Source organism: Pandoraea bronchicola (assembly GCF_902459805.1).
Classification (GTDB): domain Bacteria; phylum Pseudomonadota; class Gammaproteobacteria; order Burkholderiales; family Burkholderiaceae; genus Pandoraea; species Pandoraea bronchicola.
On the sequence record NZ_CABPST010000015.1, the window covers coordinates 81903 to 102610 of the forward strand.

Below are 20708 nucleotides of genomic sequence, written 5' to 3' on the forward strand. Positions count from 1 at the left end.
CGTTGCAATGCCCGGCGCCGCCGTTGTCCCGCAGCGGCGCCGATCCCTCATATCGGCTCAATGCGTATTTAGTGCGCGACGCTCCTCGTCGGTGAGCCGCGCAAGCTGACGCGGATCGAGATGATTACCGGTGCCGACCAGTTGGAGCAGGCTCGATCGGTCGTAGCCGAGCGTGCCTTGCACGCGAGAACCGGCCGGTGCTTCGCTGCCGCCTGCGCCGTCGTTAGCGCCGCCCCCGGTGCTCAACATCCGCACCGAGAAGATCGACGCCGCGTTCTGGCGCTGCGCGACACGCTCACGCGCCATGGCATCCTGCGCCGCCGAAGCGGCCTGCGCCGCCGTCGCACTCGCATTGGTCAGCGCGCCGACGTTGACCGCCGCAATCACCGGCAGGCCCGTCGACTTGCCCTGCACCTGCACGTTGGCGGCATTCACGACCGCGAGCGCAGCAAAGTTGACGTTGCCCGACACGCGCACGCCAGCCTCGCCTGCATCGATCGTACCCAGCGGCGCCACAAGGTCGACGTCGCCCGCAGGGACTTCCGGCAACGGCGCAAGCGTGGCAATGCCCGCACCGCTCGATGGCACCGAGGGCGACAACGTGACGTTGCCGGTGTCGTCGTAGACACGCTTGGGCGGTGTATAGAGCACCGTCGTCTTCGCACCGCGCCCGGCGTTGATATCGCCTTGCGCCGACCACGCCTGAATGCTGCCGCCGAAGGTCGTCATCACACGCGACAGGCCCAGCAAAATACTGTCCCGGCTGTAGAACTGGATGTTCCCGTCGCCCTGCGTGACGACACCGGCCGTCGCCCCCGGCGTCACGCCTTCCACACCGACAAGCGTGCGTCCGCCCGGGTTGAGCATCTGGATGTCGCCGCCGAAGTTGGTGCGCACCGTGGCGTCGGTCGTCACGGGAACCGGCTTGCCGTTGACCGTGGTCGATCCGGTCACGCTGCTGAACAGCGTGATCGCACCGTTGTAGGTCACGGGGTTGCCCTGCGCATCGTTCGTCGGGAACAACGTCGCGATGGCCTCACGGCCGCGCAGATAGCTGCCGTAGCGCGGGCTCGACGCATCGTTGTATTCGCGCCCGCCCAACAGCAGTTCCTTGAAATAGACCTGACGCACGAATACGCCTTGCTGCGTCTGCGGCAGCGCAAGGAAGTAGGCCAGTGCGTCCGAGACCTTGCCGTCGTAGCCGAAGCGGCTCTTGAGCCACGCCACGAGTTCGTCGCCATAGGCGTGTACGACCTTGCCGCTGTCGGCAAGCGGCGCGCCGCTCGCGAGTTGATTGGCCGGGTCGAAATACAGGCGGGCGAATCGCGTGTAGTCCGGGCCATTGGTCCCCACGCCCGCGAGCACCGAGACTCCCGCACCGCCGTTGGTGTTCGCCAGATGCGTGACATCCCCGATGCTTTGCAACTGGCCGTAGTAGCCCTGATAGACGTCGCGTCCCGCCTGAACCTGAAGCAATCCGGGGCCGACGACGCTCGCCGACTGATAAATGATGTCGCGCCCGGCCTGCATCAATGAGACGTCACTGGCCGATTGATTAAGGAACGTGCTCGGCACCGTGCCGGTGCCCACGATGTCGCGGCCAGCAATGACCTCGAACGGCTTGGCGGCGACATACCAAATGCCGTGATCCGGGACGAATCCGCTTGATGACGTCCGGTTGCGGATGACCGACGTTCCGATCTGCAAGTCGTCGATATCGATGCCCGCATAGATCTGCGCGGGCGCAGCATCCTGCGCGTGCAGGTTCCCGGACGGATAGTCCTCGCCGAACGCCAGCGGACTGGCCGAATTGACGCGTATTCCGGCGCTGATGGTGGCGTTTGTCAGCGCCGTGGGGTTGAAGCCGTTAATCGAAGAGAAGAACGGATGGGCCGGCGTTGCCAGGCTCGCGTAGTCTGCGCCCGACATCGATATCGACAGACCGCCGCCGTAAATCGACCCGGCCGAGAGCACCCGAAGCTGCCCGATCGGCGACGGCGTCAGTTCGATCGAACCGTCACCGAACCGGATATCGCCGTTGAGCGATGCAACGCTCAGGCTGCCCGGATAGAAGCCCTGCGCGTTCTGCTTGTCGCTGTCGCTGGCCCCTGACAAGGGCGCAACGTCGCCACCGGCCGAGAGGAGGTTGAGCGCCGTGGACGGCGTCCACAGACTGAACTTCGTGAAGCCGCTCTTCGTCACGGCGCCCGATGCATTCGTGTAATACCCCCCTGCGATATCGGTGAGAATCGACATGCCCGCGTCGCCCGCCCCACCGAGTACCAGATCCCCTCGCGCGGTAACGTTCGCGATGCCGTCGCCGGTCAGCACGGTCGGCCCCTTGGTTCGCGACGTCAGCTTGATCGCGTTGGGATCGGAAGCGCGCGGATCGTACGTGGTCCAGTTGACGCCGCGCGTCTCCACGGCGATGCTGCCGACCGAACCGGCATTCACCGACGTATTGCCGCGCAATGCGCTCAGCGAACCGTAGTAGTCTCGGGCGAAGCCGGCGGCGGCTATCGGGGGCGCCCCGTTGAGCATGCCGCCGACCTTGAGCGTGAGATCACCGCCGCCGGTCTGCACGAGTGAGCCGTCGGCGAGCACTCGGCCCGTCGATGCCACGGCAAGATCAAGGCCCGTTGAGACGAGCCCCCCCTCCATTACCGAGGTGACGCCCGCGTCGCGGCCGGCAGTCACCGTCAGGTTGCCGCCGCCCAGCGTGCCGATCCCCTGGAAGCCGATGAGTTGCAGGCCGGTCGTGTAGGCGTCCGTCTTCGCGAGCGAGCCGAAGTTGATCGACCACGCGGTCGGATCCGTTGTTGCGCCGCCACCGCCCTGCCGGTTCAGCCAGTTCCCCACCAGATTACTGTTCACGTAGCGCAGCGGGTTGTTCATCATCTGGATGTTGCCGGTCACGTCCTGCTGCGCCTGAAGCAACAGATCGCCGCCGTGCTCCGTGTACCAGGCCTGAATCAGGTTGCCGGTCGCCATGCCGGGCAGGTTGTACGGATTGTGGCCGTCAGCAGCCAGAATCGGCGCCGCCTGCGTGCCCGCCGTATAGACGCCATACGGCGTCGCTTCGCTGAAGCTGCCCCCGGCGAGCAGGTCGAGGCCGCCCGTGCCGGTACGCAGCACACTGAAGAACGTGCCGGTCTGCGACGGGTCGTAGACACTGTCGCTCAGCGTGAGATTGCCGCTGCCGCCCAGCGCCGCCACCGGCAGCAACGTGCGTTGGTCGGCGCCCGTCAGATCGGCACCGGCCACCAGGCGCAGCGACGCCGAGCGCACGCCGGGCGCGAGCATGGCGGCGCGCGCCGATGTGGCCGAGGCGGCGGGCGAACCGGGGTCCGTCTGAAGCTGCAGACTGTTCGCCGCCGACGTTTCGGCCCCCACGGGTACGTACAACTTGGTCAATTTCGTGCCGTAAGGAATCACCGTTCCGCTGGCATAAGTCGTACCGTCGGCCGACATCGGCCGGAACGGTGCCGGCAAGGCACCTCCCGTATTCAGCGTAGGCACAACCCAACCGGCAGCGTCGCTCACTTCCATCACGTTGCTCGGGAGCAACTTCCAGAGTATTGGGCCCTGCTTTGCGAAGTGCGCTGTATCAGTAGAGAACGTCGTGGGCGTCACCGCCGAGAAGACCGGTGCTCCCGCCGCAGTGCCCGTAAAGCCATCTGAGATGCTGCCGTCGACCCTCAGATTGCCGCCGGCACGCATCACGAGCGCCATTGGCTCGCCCGCGCCGTACGTTGCCGACGACGGATCGCGATCAGCCCCCGGGCCGTAGCGGTATTTCGCGAGATCGATGTCGCCCGAGGTGGCGAGGTCGCCCAGCGAAGCGATCTGCACACCGGGGCGCAGGTGATACACGTTGCCGTAGGCTGCAAGACCCGCCGTGCGCGCCGTCAGCGCGCCGTTGCCCGTCGCAGTGTTGATGAATGCGGTGCTCGCGGCGTCGTAGCCGTCCAGCGTGCTCTGCGTGACGACGCTGCCCGACGGCAACGTGTACGTCCACACACCGTTCAACGCCACGCTATCGGCACCGCGAATCGTCAGCGGACCTGCGGCGTCGATCGCGATATCGCCCGACGTCTCCGCCGTGCGCATGGCATTCAGAATGATGTCGCCGTAGTGCTTCGCCCCCGGAGTGCTCATGTCGATGGTGGCTCCCGGCGCGAGTGTGAGCGTGCCACCGGCAGCCGTGAGTTCGACATGCCCGCGATTCTTCGCTTCGATGGGCACGCCGTAGCTGTCGACCTGCAAGATCGTGCCGTGCGCGTCGAGCACGGCGCTGCTGCCGAGTGTCAGTCCGTTGCCGCCCGACAGACGAATGGTGCCCGGAGCGGCGCCCGACGCGTCGACGGTGCCGTTCACCGTCAGCGTGCCACCGTCGGCCGAAATGCCGATGTTGTGCGCCTTCACACCATCGCCGACCACCAGATCGCCAAGCTTCTGATCGAAGCTGCGTGACGCGAAGAAGCCACCCTGTGTGAGCGACGCATTCAGTCCGCCGAAGTCCGCGAAGGTGCCGGCCGTGGCGCCGAACGCCCCGCTGGTGAAACCATCGTCGGCCTTGCCCAGCAGGCTGCCGCCCAACGACAGCGTCCCCTTGGCCGCGTCGAACGACACGGTGCCCGCATCGGCCTGCTTCGCCGACACGTCGACGACCGAGCCCGCCAATTGACGGAGGTTGCCTTGCGCGCTCCTGAAGCTTGCGGTGCCGCCGAAGCCATACGCTGTCGCCGTCTGGATCCCTGTCGGCTGGCCGCTCAGGTCGATGCGGCTGGTGCCGTCGAGCACGATGTCGTTCGCCGCGTCGACCGCCAGCTTGCCGCTCGGCAGGAGCACCGTGCTGCCGAGATTCACGTTGTTGCCGGACAGATCGATCTCGGCGCCAGCGACGGTCGTCGTTGCCGTAGCCGGTGCCGCGCCCGCCGGCGCGACGACGCTCAGCGTGCCGCCCGCCGTGTAGTTCATGATCGACTTCGCCGCACCGGTGAGCAACGGCGTGGTGAGCGTGAGATTGCCGCCCGTGCCGCTCTGACCGAAGACGTCGCCCGCTTGCGTGCTGGGTGCCTGATAGACGTACAGCGCGCCGCGTCCGGCCGAGACGATCCTGTCGCTCGCAGCGAAGTTGATGTCGTTGAAGCCGTAGATCGTGCGCGTGACGTTGGATGTGTCGAGCGTCTCGACATGACCGAGATCGATCTCCTTCGCGATGAATTGCAGTGACCCATTCCCGCTGCCCGGGCCACCGGCGGCAATCGCCGGTGCACCGACACCTTGCACACCGTTCCACGTGATGCGATCGGCCGCCACGACCGCCTGATCGCCCGCAGCACCGACGCCGTAGATGGCCGAGGCATTGAGCACCAGATTGACGCCCGTCCCGCGCGTATCGAGACCGTTGCTGCCGAACAGGTTGATCGAGTTCGCGGTGCTCAGTGTGAGCCGTTGCAACGCGGGCGCACCGTGCGTCGGGTCGCCTTGCAGTAGCGTGTTGAGTACCGATTGGTCGAACACTACGCCCGCCGGATTGCCTGCGGCCGCGACTTGCGCGGCGTCACCCACGTTCAAAGTGCCCACTGCCAGCGCAATATTGCGTGCGCCGAAGCGCGCGCTGTCGTCGATATACGACGCGCCGTTGGTGGCGAACGCCAGCGTTCCCTCGGCATACAGGCCCGAGCCTGCACCGATGTTGATCGATCCGGCGCTCTGCGACGATCCGAGGAACTGGATGTCACCGTTGGACAACGCCAACACGCTCGCAGTCCCCGGGGAAAACAGCATGCCGGTCGAGGCGGTATCGAAGGTCGCCGGACCGCGCCCGATCGTCGTCAGCGTCACGCCGTTGCCGATGTTCAGGTTGTTGCCGACGAGGTAGATTTCCCCCGCGCTCAGCGTCACACCGTCACGCACGTAGAGATCGTTCGCCTGAGGGCTCGTTTGAAACACGAAGACGCCATTGATCGGGCCAACCGTGCCGTTAATACTCAGTCGCGGCGCACCAATGGCGTTCAGGGACGCGGCATTGACCGACAGCCCATTGAAGCCCGGCGTCACATCGCCGGTCGTAATCTCGCCGATGTTGAGCACGGCCACCTGCCCCGCCACACCGCCGGCCGCAGGCTGGAACAGTGCCTTACCGTTGAATGACAGCACACTCGTCGACGGCATCGGGTCCGGCGCATACGGCACGTCGAAGGTGAACCCGAGCCCCTTGCCGTCGCGGGGCAACATGGACGCCAGGCCGCCGAACTGCCGGACCTGCGCGGTCATGAAGTCGGCGTAGCTCTGCTCGTTGTACTGCGAGTACTTGCGCACCGCCGTGCCGGGTGTGACGAGCACGGTCGAGGGCAACTGGCTGCGTGCCGACGTGTTGGCGATGCTCGTGTAACCGGACACCAGATACGTGCCGTTACCGGCAGCCGTCGCGAGCGCAGGCAGATTCTGTCCGGTGCCACCGATTTCGACGCGGTACGCGCCCGGCAACAGCGCGTAGTTCGACGGCAGCAGCGTGTACGTCCCTGCGGGCAGGCCGGGCACACCGTCACCGATCGTGACGCGTTGCCCCACCGCAGGATCGCCCGCGCCGTTCTCCGCGGCGATGGGGGCGTAGTCGGACGTGTAGCCCGGCACGATGGCATACACCTTGTCGCTCGCCTTACTGAGCTTCATCGTCGGGTTAGCGTTCACCAGCGGCGTGTTTAGCACGTTGACAGAGCCGCCGCGCCCCGCGACGAAGCCTGCCCCCGCAATCGCGCCGCCGCCCGACAGGTCGAGCACCGCGCCGCTGTCGACGCGCATCGTCAGTCCTTCGACCGAAATGCCCGAGCCGCCTGCCGTATAGGTGAGCCCGATGCCGTTGCCGATGAGCGGTGCGAGCGCCGTGCCGTTGTACGTATAGGTCACGCCATCGACGGTCCCGCCATATGGCACAGTCATGCCATCCATGGACACGGACGTCAGACTGCCTGGCAGGAATTCGATGTCCTTGGTATAGACCGATGCCCCTTGCAACGCGGCCGTCGTCGGGCCGATCAGCAGCTTGCCGAACGGCGCGCGCAACACCCCGCCCTGACGAATGTTCGGGGCCGACAGGAACAGCATGCCGAAGACGGACAGCGGTGCGTCGGGTGTGACAGCCGTGGTGCGCCCGAGGGTCAGCGTGCCCGCGAAGTCGCTGTTGCGCTGCTGCCCCGCGACGATGTTCGCCACCGCACCGGTGGTCGGATACACCTGTGCGGCTTCAAGGTCCATATCCCACGAGGTGATCAACGTGGTGCCCTGCTGCATCGACGGCGTCGGCAGGAAGCGAGTGTCGCCCTGGCTGACGAGGCGTGTGTTACGGAAGCCCGGCGACGACGTATCGACGTTGACGTAATTCACCGAGTCGTAATAGCCGCTGTACGACGAGAAGACCACCGGCCCTTGCACGTCGATGAGGTTGGCATCGATCTCGAACGTCGCCGTCGTCGGACGCCCCGAGGCGCCGGGATTCGCGATCGAACCACTGCGCACCCCGTCCGGCGGAGCAACGCGCGTGCCGCTAAGCAGGACATACGGGGCCGCCAGACGCACCGTATTGCCGGTAGCCTTCGCGGCCGGATCGTCACCCGCCACCAACGGCTCGCCGGAGGTATAGGCGTTGGCGTTGAGCTTGAGGCTCTTGTCGAGGGCGAGCGATACGTCGCCCTTGAACATCATGTAATCGCCTGACGTTAGCGAGAGCGAGCTGAAGCCGCCGCCCTTGACCATGTCGGCGCTCACGCTCGTGCGGCCCAGGGGCAACGCCGCGACCGGTGCACCCGGGCCGCTCAGGTCAGGGGCCTCCTGGCGCGACTGCGTCACCGTGAGTGTGCTCGGCACAAGCACGCTGCTTGGTATCAGACCCGCCTGGTCCGGGTAGAACGGCGTGAGCATCGACACGGAGAGGTCGCCGCCCGAGGCACCGGCGCCCCCTGAGAACGCGTGCAGATTGCCGTCGAGATAGCTGCCTGCGAAGGAACTCACGGCAATCGCGCCGCCGTTGGACACGCGCGACATGCGGCCGCTGGCGTTGGCCGGTTGGCCCGCCACCGTCGCGGTGTCTACCGGCACGCTGGCGCCATCGGCATTGAGCTCCGCCCCCGGACGAATCACGACGAACGACGTACCGCCACTCAGGTTGATGGTGCCGCCGTCGAACACGGTGCCGTAGGTACGTCCGTTGGTGTCAAGTGCGGTATAGCCGAGTCCCGAGACATCGAGCTTCGCGTTTGGGCCAAGCCAGAGCGAGGTGCCGCGAACGACGCCGTTCTCGTCGAAGTTGCGCGACGTGTCGAACGTGCCATCGGCATCGCCGATGAGATTGATCTTGCCCGCACGTGCGTTCAATGCGCCGTCGACCGTGATCTGACCGAAGCCGTCGAGCGTGATGCTCTGTCCCGGATCGACCGTAATCGACGCCCCCGGTGCGATGGCGACGGTGCCCCCCGTCGGATTGCCTTGCTCGTCCTTGATTAGCGAGCGCAGCGCGATGCTCGCGCCCGCGCGTTGCAAGATCGTATCGGTCTGCGGATTTTCCGCGAACAGCGGCGGCGTCCACAGGGCCATCGCTTTCGACGGATCGCTGCCGGTCACGGCCTTCATACTGTCGGCCGTGAAGCGGTAGACGGGCATGACCGGCGCGAGGGCCACGCCGTTGTCGACGCGCACGCCGTGTCCGCCATTGATGTCGTAGTTGGCGAAGCCCGCGTTGAACAGCGAACTCCCGCTGCCCGATGTGCCCGTGTTGAAGGTCGGCACTGGCGTGACGGCGATCGTCTGCGCGAGCGACGTGCCTGCCGGCAGGATGGCCCCCACGTCGTAGGTCTTCGGCACCGACACCACCGAGCCCGCGGTGAAGACGAACTGATAGGGATTGACCGGTATGCCGTTCGGGAAGACGTTCGACGGCACGACCGTGCCCTTCGCGAATGTCCCGGTGCCGCCCCATCCCGAGAGGACGGTTCCTGCGGGGATCGTATCCCCGGCGAAGTAGTAGAGGTCCTGGTTATTGAGGTCCTTCGACTTGAAAATGAGCCCCGTCGGCACGACCCAATCCCTCAGGGTCGCGCCGGTCGGCAACGCTGACATCGAGATGTCGGCCAGGATCGGCGTGTCGTAGACCATCGTCGTGTGCTTTTCGACGAGATCCATCGGCAGCGGTGTCCCCGCGGGGATAGTCAGCGTCTGGGCGAGCTTCACCGACACGGGGGCCGGCGTGCCTGCCGCGAGCGTACCGCCCGCTACACCGGCGCTATTACCGATCAGAATGCTGTCGGGGGTGGAGAGCGTCAACGTGCCGCCGCCATTTACGCCGTAGGCCACCACGGTGCCGTCGAAGGTCAGCGTGCCGACGCTCTTGCCAACGATGCTATCTCCCGCGATCAGCGTCACGTTACCGCCCGTGCCGCCCTTCGTCTTACCGCCCGCGAGAATCGCACCGCCCGAGGACACATCGATCACACTGCCGCTGCCGATGGTCAGGTCGCCAGTCGAATCGAATGTGACGCTGCCGCCATTGAGATAGGCGACCTGCGACGTGGTATCCGGGTCGAGCGCGGCATTCACCCAGACGCCACGTGTGCTGATGCGGTAACCGGGCGCGAGCGTCAGGTGCACGGCGCCGTCAGCCGGGACAAGTGCCGTTGCGTACTGATCGCCGGCCTTGAGGAACTGGTTGGAGATGTTGACCGTGCCGCCCGGTGCGAAGAGGTTCGCCATCACGTCGACGGCGGGCGCCGACAGCGCCAGACGTCCACCATTGTCGAGCTGAAGATCGGAGCGCACGCCAATGGTACCGGCCGTCACCAGATCGATCTCGCCGAAGCGAGTCTGATTCAATCGTGAGGCATCGAGCCACACCGTGTTCTTGCGGGTATCCGCGAGCGTGTCGCCCACACTCATCCCGTTGGTGATGTCGTTGATGTCGCCGATCACGACATCCGTCGCGAACGCGTTCGTGCGCCCCAGCCCCATGTACTGACCGAGTGTCAGCGACGCAGCACGCGCAACGGCGAACTGGCTGAGTGTGTAGCCGTCGGTGAGCCCGGACGGACGTGCCTGCGTCTGCACCGGGCCGGTGTAGACGTTGGCGACGACGTCGCCCTCGAGCACGGCCGTCGGCGCCGAGATCGACAGACGGCCCGCGTCGCGCCCGACCGTGTAGCCGTTCTGCAGTACGCGCGTGGACGCGATGAGCGGGCTGGCGTACGACTCGGTCAGGTTCTTGCCCCAACGCTCGTGTTCCACCTCGAAGCCGCTGTAGACACCGGTGTAGATCAGGTTCGATGGCGCGGTGTTGACGTTGTAGAGCTGACCGTCTACCCCCTTGAGCCACGTCTGATTCAGATAGCCGGTCTGCACGTTGAGAGAGCCGCCCGACAGGTTGATGAGCGCCCCCTTCTGCGTCACCACCTCGTTGCCGCCAATGGTCACGGTGCCGCCCTGCGCGGCCCACTCCCCAATGCCGTGCGTCTGATTGGCCAGATAGCCGCCGACTTCCAGCAGACCGCCGGGGGTGTACCAGCGCTCGTTCGCATAGCCCCCGACGGACGCCGGGACGTACACCAGTCGCCGGCGATCGATGTAGACGTTTGCATTGTTCAGTGCCGCGTTATCGCGGTTGCCCGGTGCGTCGCGCTGCTCGTTGCCTTGCACGTTGATTTTGACGTTGTTGCTGTCCATCGACAGCGAGACGCCGACCGCGCCGGAAACATCCAGTTGCGCCCCGTTTGCCACGAAACTGCGACCCGTGGCGCTCACCGCCAGTTGACCGCCGGTGGCGAGCGTGAGCGAATTGCCCTGAAACTCGATATTGCCGCCGCTCACGATCTCGACGCGCGATTGATCGCGTCGGTCGGAGAGTATCGACAAGTTGTCGAACAGTCCTGCTGCGCTCTGACGCCGGATAAGATCCTGAGCCGCAGAGTCCTGCATCAACGCGGTGCGTTGACTGTCGAGCGCCGTCGCTCCGTTGTCGCTGATGAGCACCGACGTGAGCGCGCCACTGCCCAGCGTCACCTTGCCCAGCGTGTCGCTTGCCGAGTTCAGCAGGTGAATCGTGCCACGCGTGTTGACCGTCGTCGTCGACACCGCCGTGCCCAGCTGCTGCACGTCGCGGCCCGCCAGCGTGATGTCGCCTTCGGAAGACATCAGCAAGCCGCTGCTCACTACCTTGCCTGCCGTACTCTGTGCCACGAACTGCGGCGAAATCTCGCTGCCTCGGGTCGTCGACGGCGTGTTCGCATCCGTGCCCACGCCCTTGCGTATCACGAAGCTGTCGCCCGCGGCCAACGCCACCTGCCCTTGCGGCGTGACGATCGTGCCGGCGTTGCTCACTTGATTGCCGAGCAGCAACACGTAGCCGCCGCCTTGCGTCACCGACGTCGGCGTGCGGGTCGTGATATTCGCCCCCGCCTGCACTTCGACCTTGCCCAGCGCATCCGTGAACGTCGGCGTCGTGCCGTTTGCGCCATAGATTCCACCTGTCTGAAACTGCGCGTCGCTCATGCGAGCCGCCGCGACCACCAGGTTGCGCGTATCGACCTGACTCGTGCCGCCGAAGATCACACCGTTGCGGTTCAGGATCAGGACGGTGCCGTCACCGTGAATCTGCCCCTGAATCTGGCTCGGACGCGCCTGAGGATCGTTCACGCGATTGAGCACCGACCAGTCGCTTTGCTGCGCGAAGTTGACCGACGTCTTGCGCCCGACGTTGAACGTCTCCCAGTTCAGGATTGCCTTGTTAGTGGTTTGCTGAACAGTGACGTTGGTCGTGCCATTGGTGCTCGTTTGCGTTGGCGCCTGCGCGTTGATCCAGCCTTTGGTCAGGCTATTCGTGTCGACCTTCAGGCCGCCTTCGGTCAGACCGTCAGGGATCGTTGCATCGCCGTTTGCCGCAGCCGCTCGCGCATTGGCCTGTGCGGCCTGCATCGCCGCAATGTTCTGTGCGGCCGAGCCCAGATTCGCAATCGAGCGCTGCAACTGTGCGTTCGCCTGTTGCTGCTGCGCCGACGGGTCCGTGAGCGACGTGACCGGCATGCCGTTGGGCAAGCGTCCCGTCTGCGACGCTGTAGCCTGTGCAGCACCTCGTGCGGCGAACCATGCGTTGCTGAAGGCTTGCTGGGCGTGTGCGGCCCCCATGGTGCTGAGAAGCAACGTGATCGCCTGTGCGACGGGTGCCACCCTGCGCGGACGGCGTGCGCGTTCTTTGCCGTTTCTGCAACCGCTGCTTCGCATTGCCGTTGCCCCTTCGCGTCCACGCGTGCTCATGCCCGAATCCTCGCTGATAGTTGATCGTTCCCGGCAAATTCGCCAGTGGCGAGCCCGTTGCCGGAAACATGCACCTCGCCGGTTTTGGCGTTGTGCTGGCTTCCCGAGTCGCTAAGACGAATGGGCAGTTCGGAAACCCTCAACTATTTTTCCGATCATCGATACCTGCGAAATGCCACCGTTCAATCGATCAGCACTCCGCAATACACGAAGCCGGATTGCAGCACTTGCGCACGCGAGACCGTCAGCTCAGAATCAGCAGACCTCCCGGCAAGGACCTGGCATTCAGATCGAATGTGCTCTCCAGTTGCGACAATGCCGCGTCGAGTGAAGCGATGCGAAAGCGGCCCGTCACACGCTGATTCCGGGCCGCGTCATTCACGAGAACGACGCGCCCCGAACGATAGCGATTGATCTCGGCGACAACATCGACAAGGCGAATCTGGTCGAACACCAGTTCACCACGACGCCATGCGGCCACGGCATGCGCGTTCACGTTGCCGACATCGCTTAGCACATGGTCGTTGTAGGCCACCTGCTGGCGGGCCTGCAGGGAACGTTTGCCGGATGGATGCGAGACCTGGACCGAGCCATCGATGCACGTGACGCAGGCTTTGCCATCGAGATAACGCACTTCGAAGCGTCCGCCGTGCGCGCGGGCGCTGCCCACGCCAGCAGACACCGTGAACGCCTGAGCCTCGCCCCCGAGATCGACAGCGGCCTCGCCGGAGAGCAGCGTCATGCTCACGGTCCTGCCGTTCTTCACGCTTTGCCGGATGCTGGTCTGCGTGTTGAGGGTGACGACAGTCTGTGCCGCCAGCGTCAGCGTGCGTTGCTCGCCGACGGCCGTGCGCTCGTCGGCGCCCCATGCGTCCGGCATGGTGCGCCGGAGCACATCCGGATAGAAACCAGCGACGGCTGCCGCCGCGCCCACCGTCAGTGCGCCACCGATGAACGCCCGGCGTCCGGCCGAGCGATACCGCCCCGCTGGACGGACCGGCGCCGGCATCGAATCCGGATGCCGTGCGACATACTGGGCGCTTGCCGTGTGCAACGTCGCCCAGCGGCGCTTCACCTCGTTGAACGCGAGCGTGTGATCGGCGCTCGTGTCGAGCCAGCGCCGAAAGGCGTGCGCATCGACTTCGGTCACGTCACCGGAATCCAGCAGCCGCAACCAGACGCGCGCCTGCCGTTGCAGGTCGTCCGAAGAGGAAGCCGGATAAGTGTCGCGTGTATTCATTGCATCAAAATGGGAACCCTGCCAAAGGCAGGCAATCAAGCGGTATCGATATCGCGGAACCGCGCATCTTCGGATGCCGCCAGTGCATGGACGAACGGCATCGCACAAATCCCTCAACTATTTTTCGACTTTCAGTTTCTCATCCAGATAATCGTGCGCACGGCGCAACTCGTTCTCGACAACGCGCAGCGACACCCCCAAGCGCTCCGCCACGGCTTTTTGAGGCAACCCTTCCCATCTGACCAGCAGCAGTACTTGACGGCGCCGCTCAGGCATGCGCTCCATCAAATGCAGGACGGCTTCGAGTTCGGAGCGGTCTTCCGCAACGCGCGCCGGGCCTGGCGCCGTGTCGGACAGATGAATCAACGCATCCACCTCGTCGAATGAGAGCGAGCGACTATGCTTGCGCTGCGCATCGAGCGCGATGTTGACGGCCACTCGCACCAGATAGCTGCCCGGGCTCTGCACCGCCTCGGCCGCTCCCCGTTCCTGCGTTTGCAACTTGACCCAGGCGTCGTGCAAGGCGTCGCCCGCCAGATCGCTATTGCCGAGCAGGCGCGTGAGACGGCGCTTCAGGTTGTGGTAGTGCCGGGTGAGGTACTCGGGCAGTGGTCCGACGTTCTCCGTCATCAATGACCATCCTTGCCCGGCGACCGGCACACGGCAGACGTATCGGGGCGGCGCGGGTCGCGTGGCAGCAACACCATCGTCAGCGGTTGAGCCAGATCCCGGGGCGGCGCGCCGTCGACGTGAACACTCGCCAGCACACGCAGCACGGCCGCGTCACGGCGCCGCTCACCGGTCGATGTCAGTAGACGCGCCTGGCGCAGAGCGCCGGTCGCGTCGATCTCGAAACGCAGCAGCGTTCGGTATTGGCCCGGCCGGGTGAGCGCATCGGCACAAAGGGCAGCCCAGACACCTGCCTGTACACGGCCGGCGTAGACACTGGCGGGTGCGTCGTCGCCCGGCGGTAGCGGGCCGGTTGTCGAGGCTTTGAGCACGAACGCTTCGGCGGGACCCGAGCGTGCTTGCTGGAGGACGAGCCCCGTACCGGCCAGCAGGCGCTCCAGCGCGGTGTCGGCCGGGAAGTCGCCGCGCACGGGCGACGAGGTGAGGCCGGCCACCTGAGCACTGCTAAAGAGAGCGGGACGGCCGGAGATCATGGCGTAACGTTGCAAAGCATCGGCCAGTGGCTGCGCAGGGATATCGAAGAAAAACGACTTGGGCTCGGCACCGGGCCCCGGCGTCTGTTGCGCGGGTATCGCTGGCACCGTGGGCCGTGCGGACTCGCCGTCAGAACCGGCGAGGGCATCGGCTGGCGTACCTCGTGCGGGCGACACCCCCGCGCTTAGCACCAGTACTAGCACCCCATATCGGCTCAAACCAAGCAAGTACAGACGCAAGATGCATGCTCCCGGCTTCCGAAATGACAGCGCGTCAGGCCAGCCGCCGGCTTCGGCGCGCACCCCACGGCATGCGCCAGTCACCTATGCAGCACGCAACTCTGGAAAGTACGGATGATGACATCGGCGTGCGACAATTTTGTTACAGCGTGCGACCGCCTTTCGGGGGAGGTCTGCGGCGGAGGCAGCACATATGCACTCGCGCCGACGATTGCGCGGTGAACTCCCCGGTTCAGGCGGGGATCGGCACGGCAATTACGAACGATTCCAGGCCGGCACGCTGCGCTTGCCTCAACGGTTCTAACCTGGCATTGCGTCGCAACCAGCGACACTACGACGTAAAGTCGTGGAGGCTGATGACACCTCTGGTGACCATCAGCCTGAAGCCCGCCATGTGCGGGCTTTTTCTATCGTTCAGGATGAACGATGCGCCGCTTGGCAGGCGCCAAAGCAACGGGTGGCGGGAGAGGGTGTACTTACGCACACTTATCACTTGAGTTCACCGCGGGACAATTTCTCAACGTTGATGCATCAAGGTGTACAGCGAGAACTCAAAGGACGGCCTGTTGCAGATCTTCTGCAATCAGCCGTCCTCGACAGGCATCAATATTGAGCTCGGAAACCCGCCTTATAACGGTGTCTCTTCCAATTTTGACAGCGGAGGAACAGCACCTTCGTTGGCGAGCAATGCCCGCTTGCGCACATATCGCAGCAGACTGGTCGCGCCGTATCGAGATCCGCCCATGCCCGATTGCTTGAACGCCGTCTTTTCACCATCGAACATCATCACGCGCGGCAACTCGGTGTCGTTGATACTTACCCCGCCGGCCTCCATTTTCAGAGCAAAATTCCCTGCGACATGAGAGTCAGGACCGAATACCGCACCAGACAACCCGAATTGACTGTCGTTCATCAGGCGTTCGGCTTCGTCCTCCGATGAGAACTTCATCACCGGCACGATCGGACCGAATGTTTCTTCCGTCATCAACGTCATTTCGTGACTCACACCGACCACAATGGTCGGATCAATCCAAACGGCACCGTCGACCGTCTGACTCTTGCCACCCGATACGATGCGGGCGCCTTTGGCCACGGCATCATCGAGTTGCGCATCGATGATCGCGCCCTGCCGCGAGAAGATCATCGGACCGTAGTGCCCACCATCCCCCGCCGCCAGACTACGCTTTAGTGTCGCAGCCTGGCGAACCATCGCCTCGACCAGCCGATCATGCAGCGAAGCGTGCGCGTAGACTCGTTCGATGGCGTAACACACCTGCCCCGAGTTGTAGAGTGCCGAGCGCAAGATGCTGGTGGCAGCGCGCTCCACATCCGCGCCCTCGAGCACGACCGCAGCATCCTTGCCCCCAAGCTCCAGAAACGCAGGAATGAACGCCTCAGCCGCCGCGACAGCGATTTTTCGTCCGGTCGGAATGCTGCCCGTAAACACTACCGCGTCGGCCTTGGCTACCAAAGCCTGCCCAGTACTGGCGCCGCCTTGAACCAGCTGCAGTATGTCTTTCAGTCCCGGAACAGCTTCAATTGTCTTGCGAAGCGGTTCTACGAATCGTGGCGTGACTTCGCTCGGTTTGATAATGACCGCCGCACCGGCCACCAACGCCGGAATCGCATCGATAAACGAGAGAACCAGCGGGAAGTTCCACGGGCTGATGACACCTACGAGCGAATAGGGAACGTAAGTCACCTTGAAAACCACATCCGGGTGCGAGGCGACCTTGCGAAAGGGCGTCGCAAGCACCTCGGGCGCCGCCTCACAAAATCCATGGATGAAATGAATGACAGCGTCGAGTTCTTCCTCGGAGATACGCGTGCGGGCCGTATCGACCGACAGTGCAGCCACAATATCGGCCCCTTGCGTTTTCAGCGCATCGGCCCAAGCCATCAGAACTTGCGTGCGATACTCAAGACCACGTTCGGCCCATTGTCGCTGCGCCGCGCGCGCACGATCGGCCATTTTGCCGACTTCCTCAGCCGTTGCAGCGTAAAAGGAATAGTCATATTGTCCCGTCCGCGGATTGCGAACTTCCATTGCTGACATGATCGCCTCATTTAAGCAAATTTCAGAAGAAGCATGCTCGGCGCGAAGCTCTCGGCATCGGCACGGCAAACCTTCCTTTAATCGTAACAAGGCAATCAGCAGGTAAAAAACAAGGGAGATGGCGAAGGGACCGATTTCCTATTTCTAAGTGCGTGAGTCGAATACTTCGCATTGCCGATGCGATCGGTGACCGCGCGCCGCTCATGCGCCAATGTCGTATTCTCTTCTGTGCCAATTAGATTGCTTTTCGCAGAGGCAACGTCGTTAGCCGATGGGGCGCTCGGGAACGTTGTCTTCGTCTGAAACCTCCCGGACAGAAGTGGTGCCCTCCGAGCCGTTGAGACGGCGAGCGTCCTTGGGAGAGAAGCCGAAAAAATCGCGAAACGAGGTGGTGAAACTCGTCTGATGCTGATAACCCACTGCCAACGCTACCTGTCCGACCGGTAAGCGCTCTTGCACCAGCAATCTGAGGGCTTCATGCATACGGCACCGTTGGCTGTATTCGAAAATCGTTACCCCGTAAAGGAACTTGAAGCCACGCTTCAGTTTGGAAGCATTTGTCCCTACGGCGCGCGCCAACTCAGGAATCGTCATCGTCTTCTGAAGATCAGCCACGATAAGCTCGCGTGCGCGTCCGATCAGGCGCAAATCGCGTGACGACAATATCTCGCCTGACTGGCTCACGTCGAGGCTGCCAACCCACATTCCGATACTCGCGCAGAGGATTTCTGCGCACTTCGCTTCCACGTAAATCAACTCCCGAACACCGTGATAGGGACTCGCCAGCAAATGCTCCACGACATGGAGCGCTTCCATGCTCAACCGCATTTGAGAGTGATAGATCTGGTCGCTGGTCACCGAAGCAAGTTTCGATCGAATGCCGTCGGCTTCCTCTCCTAACGAACGTAAGACCTTATCGAAGTATTTACGCGACACGTACATACCAATCGCACGCCAGACACCCGCAGCGCACGTGACCTGATATCGCAAATCAGCGCCCTGATAGCAAATCATCAGGTTGGGCGCGCTCACATGAACGTGTCCCGTCTCGCTGAGATCCACTTCCGCCGGTCCGGATACGAGATAGTGGAACTCCACAAACCCCTCCGGCGGGACCATTTCCGAACGGGCGTGAGCATAGTGGCAATCCGACACCACGATAAATATCTCGTCCCGCACGCAAATCATCTTCCAGGTGCCCTCCTCGGCCTCCCCTGGCACCTGCACGGTACGGCCATAGAGACCCAATTCAGGCGCAACCACACAATCAGAGGCCGCCCGCACCCGATGAAACGCTTCCGTCAAGCGGGAACCCGTGCCAGCAAGCGCCGTACGAAACAACCCTGAGCTCGGCGATGTCGCAATGGCCTCGGGGGGGGAAACAGATATCTGTACGTGAGTCATAGGTCCCTGCCAGTCCGTAACACGTTCACCAATTATAGAAGGGGCTATTGGCAGATCGATACTCTGGTTCCCCCCAGATTCCCTCGAATTCGATTGCCGGAATCGTAAAAAAATCGCGATCCCTAACTCTGCACACACATCCCCAACATCCCCTCTCCTGCCCTGCGATATATCTCAGACGTGCCTCGAACAAGCGCAATACGGTTCGGCATACCCCCTGTCTTCAGACGAATGGCTGCCAGCAGCGCGCCAGTGCGCTGGCAACCGTTTCCATAACGCTATTGAGGCTTTTGCATGAGACACTTCCTCGCCAGGCTGCACTCACGCGGCGAACTTCTGACCGTCGAACGCGAGGTGGATCCGCGCTTCGAAGCCGCAGCGGTGGCCCGTCGCCTCCAAACGGTTACCAACCGGCCGGTTCTATTCAAACGGGTACTAGGCTCGGCGATGCCGGTAGTGATGAATCTGTACAGCGATCATCAGCGGCTTCGCGAGATCATTCGATGCGCCGAGGACGAAACGTTTTGCGCGCGTCTCGACAAGGAGATCACGCTTGCCTCAACGCTGGAGAAATCCGTCGAATTCGTGACGCAACCCGACGACTGGGAAACGGGCAAGCTCTCGGACCTCCCGATTCTCACGTACCACGAACGCGACGGCGCGCCTTACATCACCTCTGGGCTATTCCTGGCCAAAGACCCGAACACCGGCATTCCGAATCTATCGTTTCATCGTTCGATGGTCATATCCGACACCGAGCTGCGCGTCAGACTCGGTAGCTCACACGATCTTGCCCGCTACCAGCACGCCGCCGAGGCACGCGGCGAAGCATTGGAAGCCGCCATTCTGATCAGCGCAGCCCCCGAACTCTTTATGGCGGCATGCGTATCGTTACCCCCCGATGGCGACGAGATCGCACTGGCGTCGGCGATGCGGGGTGGGCCAATCGCCATGCGGCGCGGACACTCGATCAGCCTCGACGTGCCCGTCGCGGCAGACATCGTGATCGAAGGTCGCATCCTGCCCAACGTGAGACGCCCGGAAGGCCCGTTCGGTGAGTTCATGGGTTACTACGTCGACGTCGGCGACAACCACGTTTTTGAAGTCACTCATGTGGGCTGGCGCAGGAACGCGGTGTTCCATGGTCTGATATGCGGCTCGAACGAGGACCTCAGGCCATTGGAAGCGGCCACCGCTGCGCGGATCTACAAATCGGTCGCCTCGCAAGTTCGGGGCGTCATTGACGTGTCATGCCAGCCGACAGTAATGAACACGATCATCAAGATCGACAAGCAATATGACGGGCATGCACAACACGTTCTATTGGCGGCCATGGGTGCACACCTCGATTACAGCAAGCTGTGTATCGTCGTCGATAAGGACATTGACATCTACAACCTCGACGAGGTCATATGGGCTTTTCTCACCCGAGGACGGGCAGACACCCGTACATTGGTTCTTCCCAACGTGCCGGGTTTCTATCGCGACCCGCATAAGGACCACTGGGGACGGCTTGCCATTGACGCCACGAAACCGTGGGGACGTGAGGCCGAGTTCGAACGCAAGTCAATTCCCGGTACGACAACGCTCGATCTGCTCGATTACTTGCCGCAATTGGCCGGCGAAGGGCTGGCGCAATGACACGCAGAATCGTTGTTGCGATAACCGGCGCCACTGGCGCCATCTATGGCGTACGCCTACTCGCCGCGCTGCGTGAGAGAGAGGTCGAATCGCATCTGGTGGTCTCTCGTGCCGGATGGATGACACTGCATGACGAGATGAATCTCAGCAAAGCGGACATGAAGCATGCCGCGAGCGTCATGCACGATATCAACGACGTCGGCGCAACGCTTGCAAGCGGATCTTTCGTACACGACGGCATGGCCATCGCACCGTGTTCGATGAAAACACTGGCGGCCGTTGCTCATGGCTTCGACGATAACCTGATCACGCGCGCCGCAGATGTGACATTAAAGGAACGGCGCAAGCTCCTGATGCTCGCGCGCGAAACGCCACTAACGCTGGCACATCTGCAGAACATGACGATGATCACACAGATGGGGGGAGTGGTGATGCCGCCTTTGCCCGCGTTCTACGCGAAGCCAAGAACGGTGGAGGATATGGTCGGGTACACGGTCAACCGAATGCTGGACCAGTTTGGTCTCAACGCCGAAGACGCCTACTCCCGCTGGAACGGATTCACTCGCTAGAAAAAAACGCCGCCCGGCTAGTTTGGAAACCGGGCGGCGTAACCCTCGGACTTCTCGCGAATGCGGTTTCCCGCGATACCACCATGCGTCAAGGT

At 63.3% G+C, this 20708-nt stretch carries 8 protein-coding genes; 2 read left to right on the top strand and 6 right to left on the bottom strand.

Annotation, left to right across the window (positions count from 1 at the left end):
- Positions 1–57: 57 nt before the first annotated feature.
- The 6 genes from PBR20603_RS21635 to PBR20603_RS21660 all read right to left on the bottom strand — a co-directional run bounded on the left by PBR20603_RS21635 (position 58) and on the right by PBR20603_RS21660 (position 18304).
- Entirely contained in the window at positions 58–12300 is a 12243-nt protein-coding gene (locus tag PBR20603_RS21635) for a filamentous haemagglutinin family protein (RefSeq protein ID WP_150561512.1), read from the bottom strand.
- Between the two features lie 244 nt (positions 12301–12544).
- The gene (locus PBR20603_RS21640; RefSeq protein WP_150561513.1) at positions 12545–13540 is read right to left on the bottom strand and encodes a FecR family protein; all 996 of its coding nucleotides are present in this window, start codon (positions 13538–13540) and stop codon (positions 12545–12547) included.
- A gap of 117 nt (positions 13541–13657) precedes the next feature.
- Complete coding sequence (locus PBR20603_RS21645) at positions 13658–14170, bottom strand: RNA polymerase sigma factor (protein WP_246174914.1); 513 nt, start codon at positions 14168–14170, stop codon at positions 13658–13660.
- Entirely contained in the window at positions 14170–14943 is a 774-nt protein-coding gene (locus PBR20603_RS21650) for a secretin and TonB N-terminal domain-containing protein (protein ID WP_150561515.1), read from the bottom strand. The genes PBR20603_RS21645 and PBR20603_RS21650 overlap by 1 nt, the downstream gene beginning before the upstream one ends.
- 628 nt (positions 14944–15571) lie before the next feature.
- Positions 15572–16999, bottom strand: a complete 1428-nt coding sequence (locus tag PBR20603_RS21655) for an aldehyde dehydrogenase family protein (protein ID WP_150561516.1) — start codon at positions 16997–16999, stop codon at positions 15572–15574.
- A gap of 264 nt (positions 17000–17263) precedes the next feature.
- Positions 17264–18304 (bottom strand): helix-turn-helix transcriptional regulator, encoded by a 1041-nt coding sequence (locus PBR20603_RS21660; protein ID WP_246174916.1) that lies wholly within the window; start codon positions 18302–18304, stop codon positions 17264–17266.
- Positions 18305–18697: 393 nt separating this feature from the next.
- On the opposite strand from PBR20603_RS21660, the gene PBR20603_RS21665 reads away from it, so the two are divergent.
- Both PBR20603_RS21665 and PBR20603_RS21670 read left to right on the top strand, forming a co-directional pair.
- Complete coding sequence (locus PBR20603_RS21665; RefSeq protein ID WP_150561518.1) at positions 18698–20044, top strand: UbiD family decarboxylase; 1347 nt, start codon at positions 18698–18700, stop codon at positions 20042–20044.
- Positions 20041–20613, top strand: coding sequence for a UbiX family flavin prenyltransferase (locus PBR20603_RS21670; protein ID WP_150561519.1), 573 nt, complete (start codon positions 20041–20043; stop codon positions 20611–20613). The genes PBR20603_RS21665 and PBR20603_RS21670 overlap by 4 nt, the downstream gene beginning before the upstream one ends.
- The last annotated feature ends 95 nt before the right edge of the window (positions 20614–20708 follow it).

Bases quoted from the DNA above. Each gene is read 5' to 3' on its own strand.
- PBR20603_RS21645 (WP_246174914.1), bottom strand. From the start codon at position 14,170: ATGACGGAGAACGTCGGACCACTGCCCGAGTACCTCACCCGGCACTAC.
- PBR20603_RS21655 (WP_150561516.1), bottom strand. From the start codon at position 16,999: ATGTCAGCAATGGAAGTTCGCAATCCGCGGACGGGACAATATGACTAT.
- PBR20603_RS21635 (WP_150561512.1), bottom strand. From the start codon at position 12,300: ATGAGCACGCGTGGACGCGAAGGGGCAACGGCAATGCGAAGCAGCGGT.
- PBR20603_RS21665 (WP_150561518.1), top strand. From the start codon at position 18,698: ATGAGACACTTCCTCGCCAGGCTGCACTCACGCGGCGAACTTCTGACC.
- PBR20603_RS21670 (WP_150561519.1), top strand. From the start codon at position 20,041: ATGACACGCAGAATCGTTGTTGCGATAACCGGCGCCACTGGCGCCATC.
- PBR20603_RS21640 (WP_150561513.1), bottom strand. From the start codon at position 13,540: ATGAATACACGCGACACTTATCCGGCTTCCTCTTCGGACGACCTGCAA.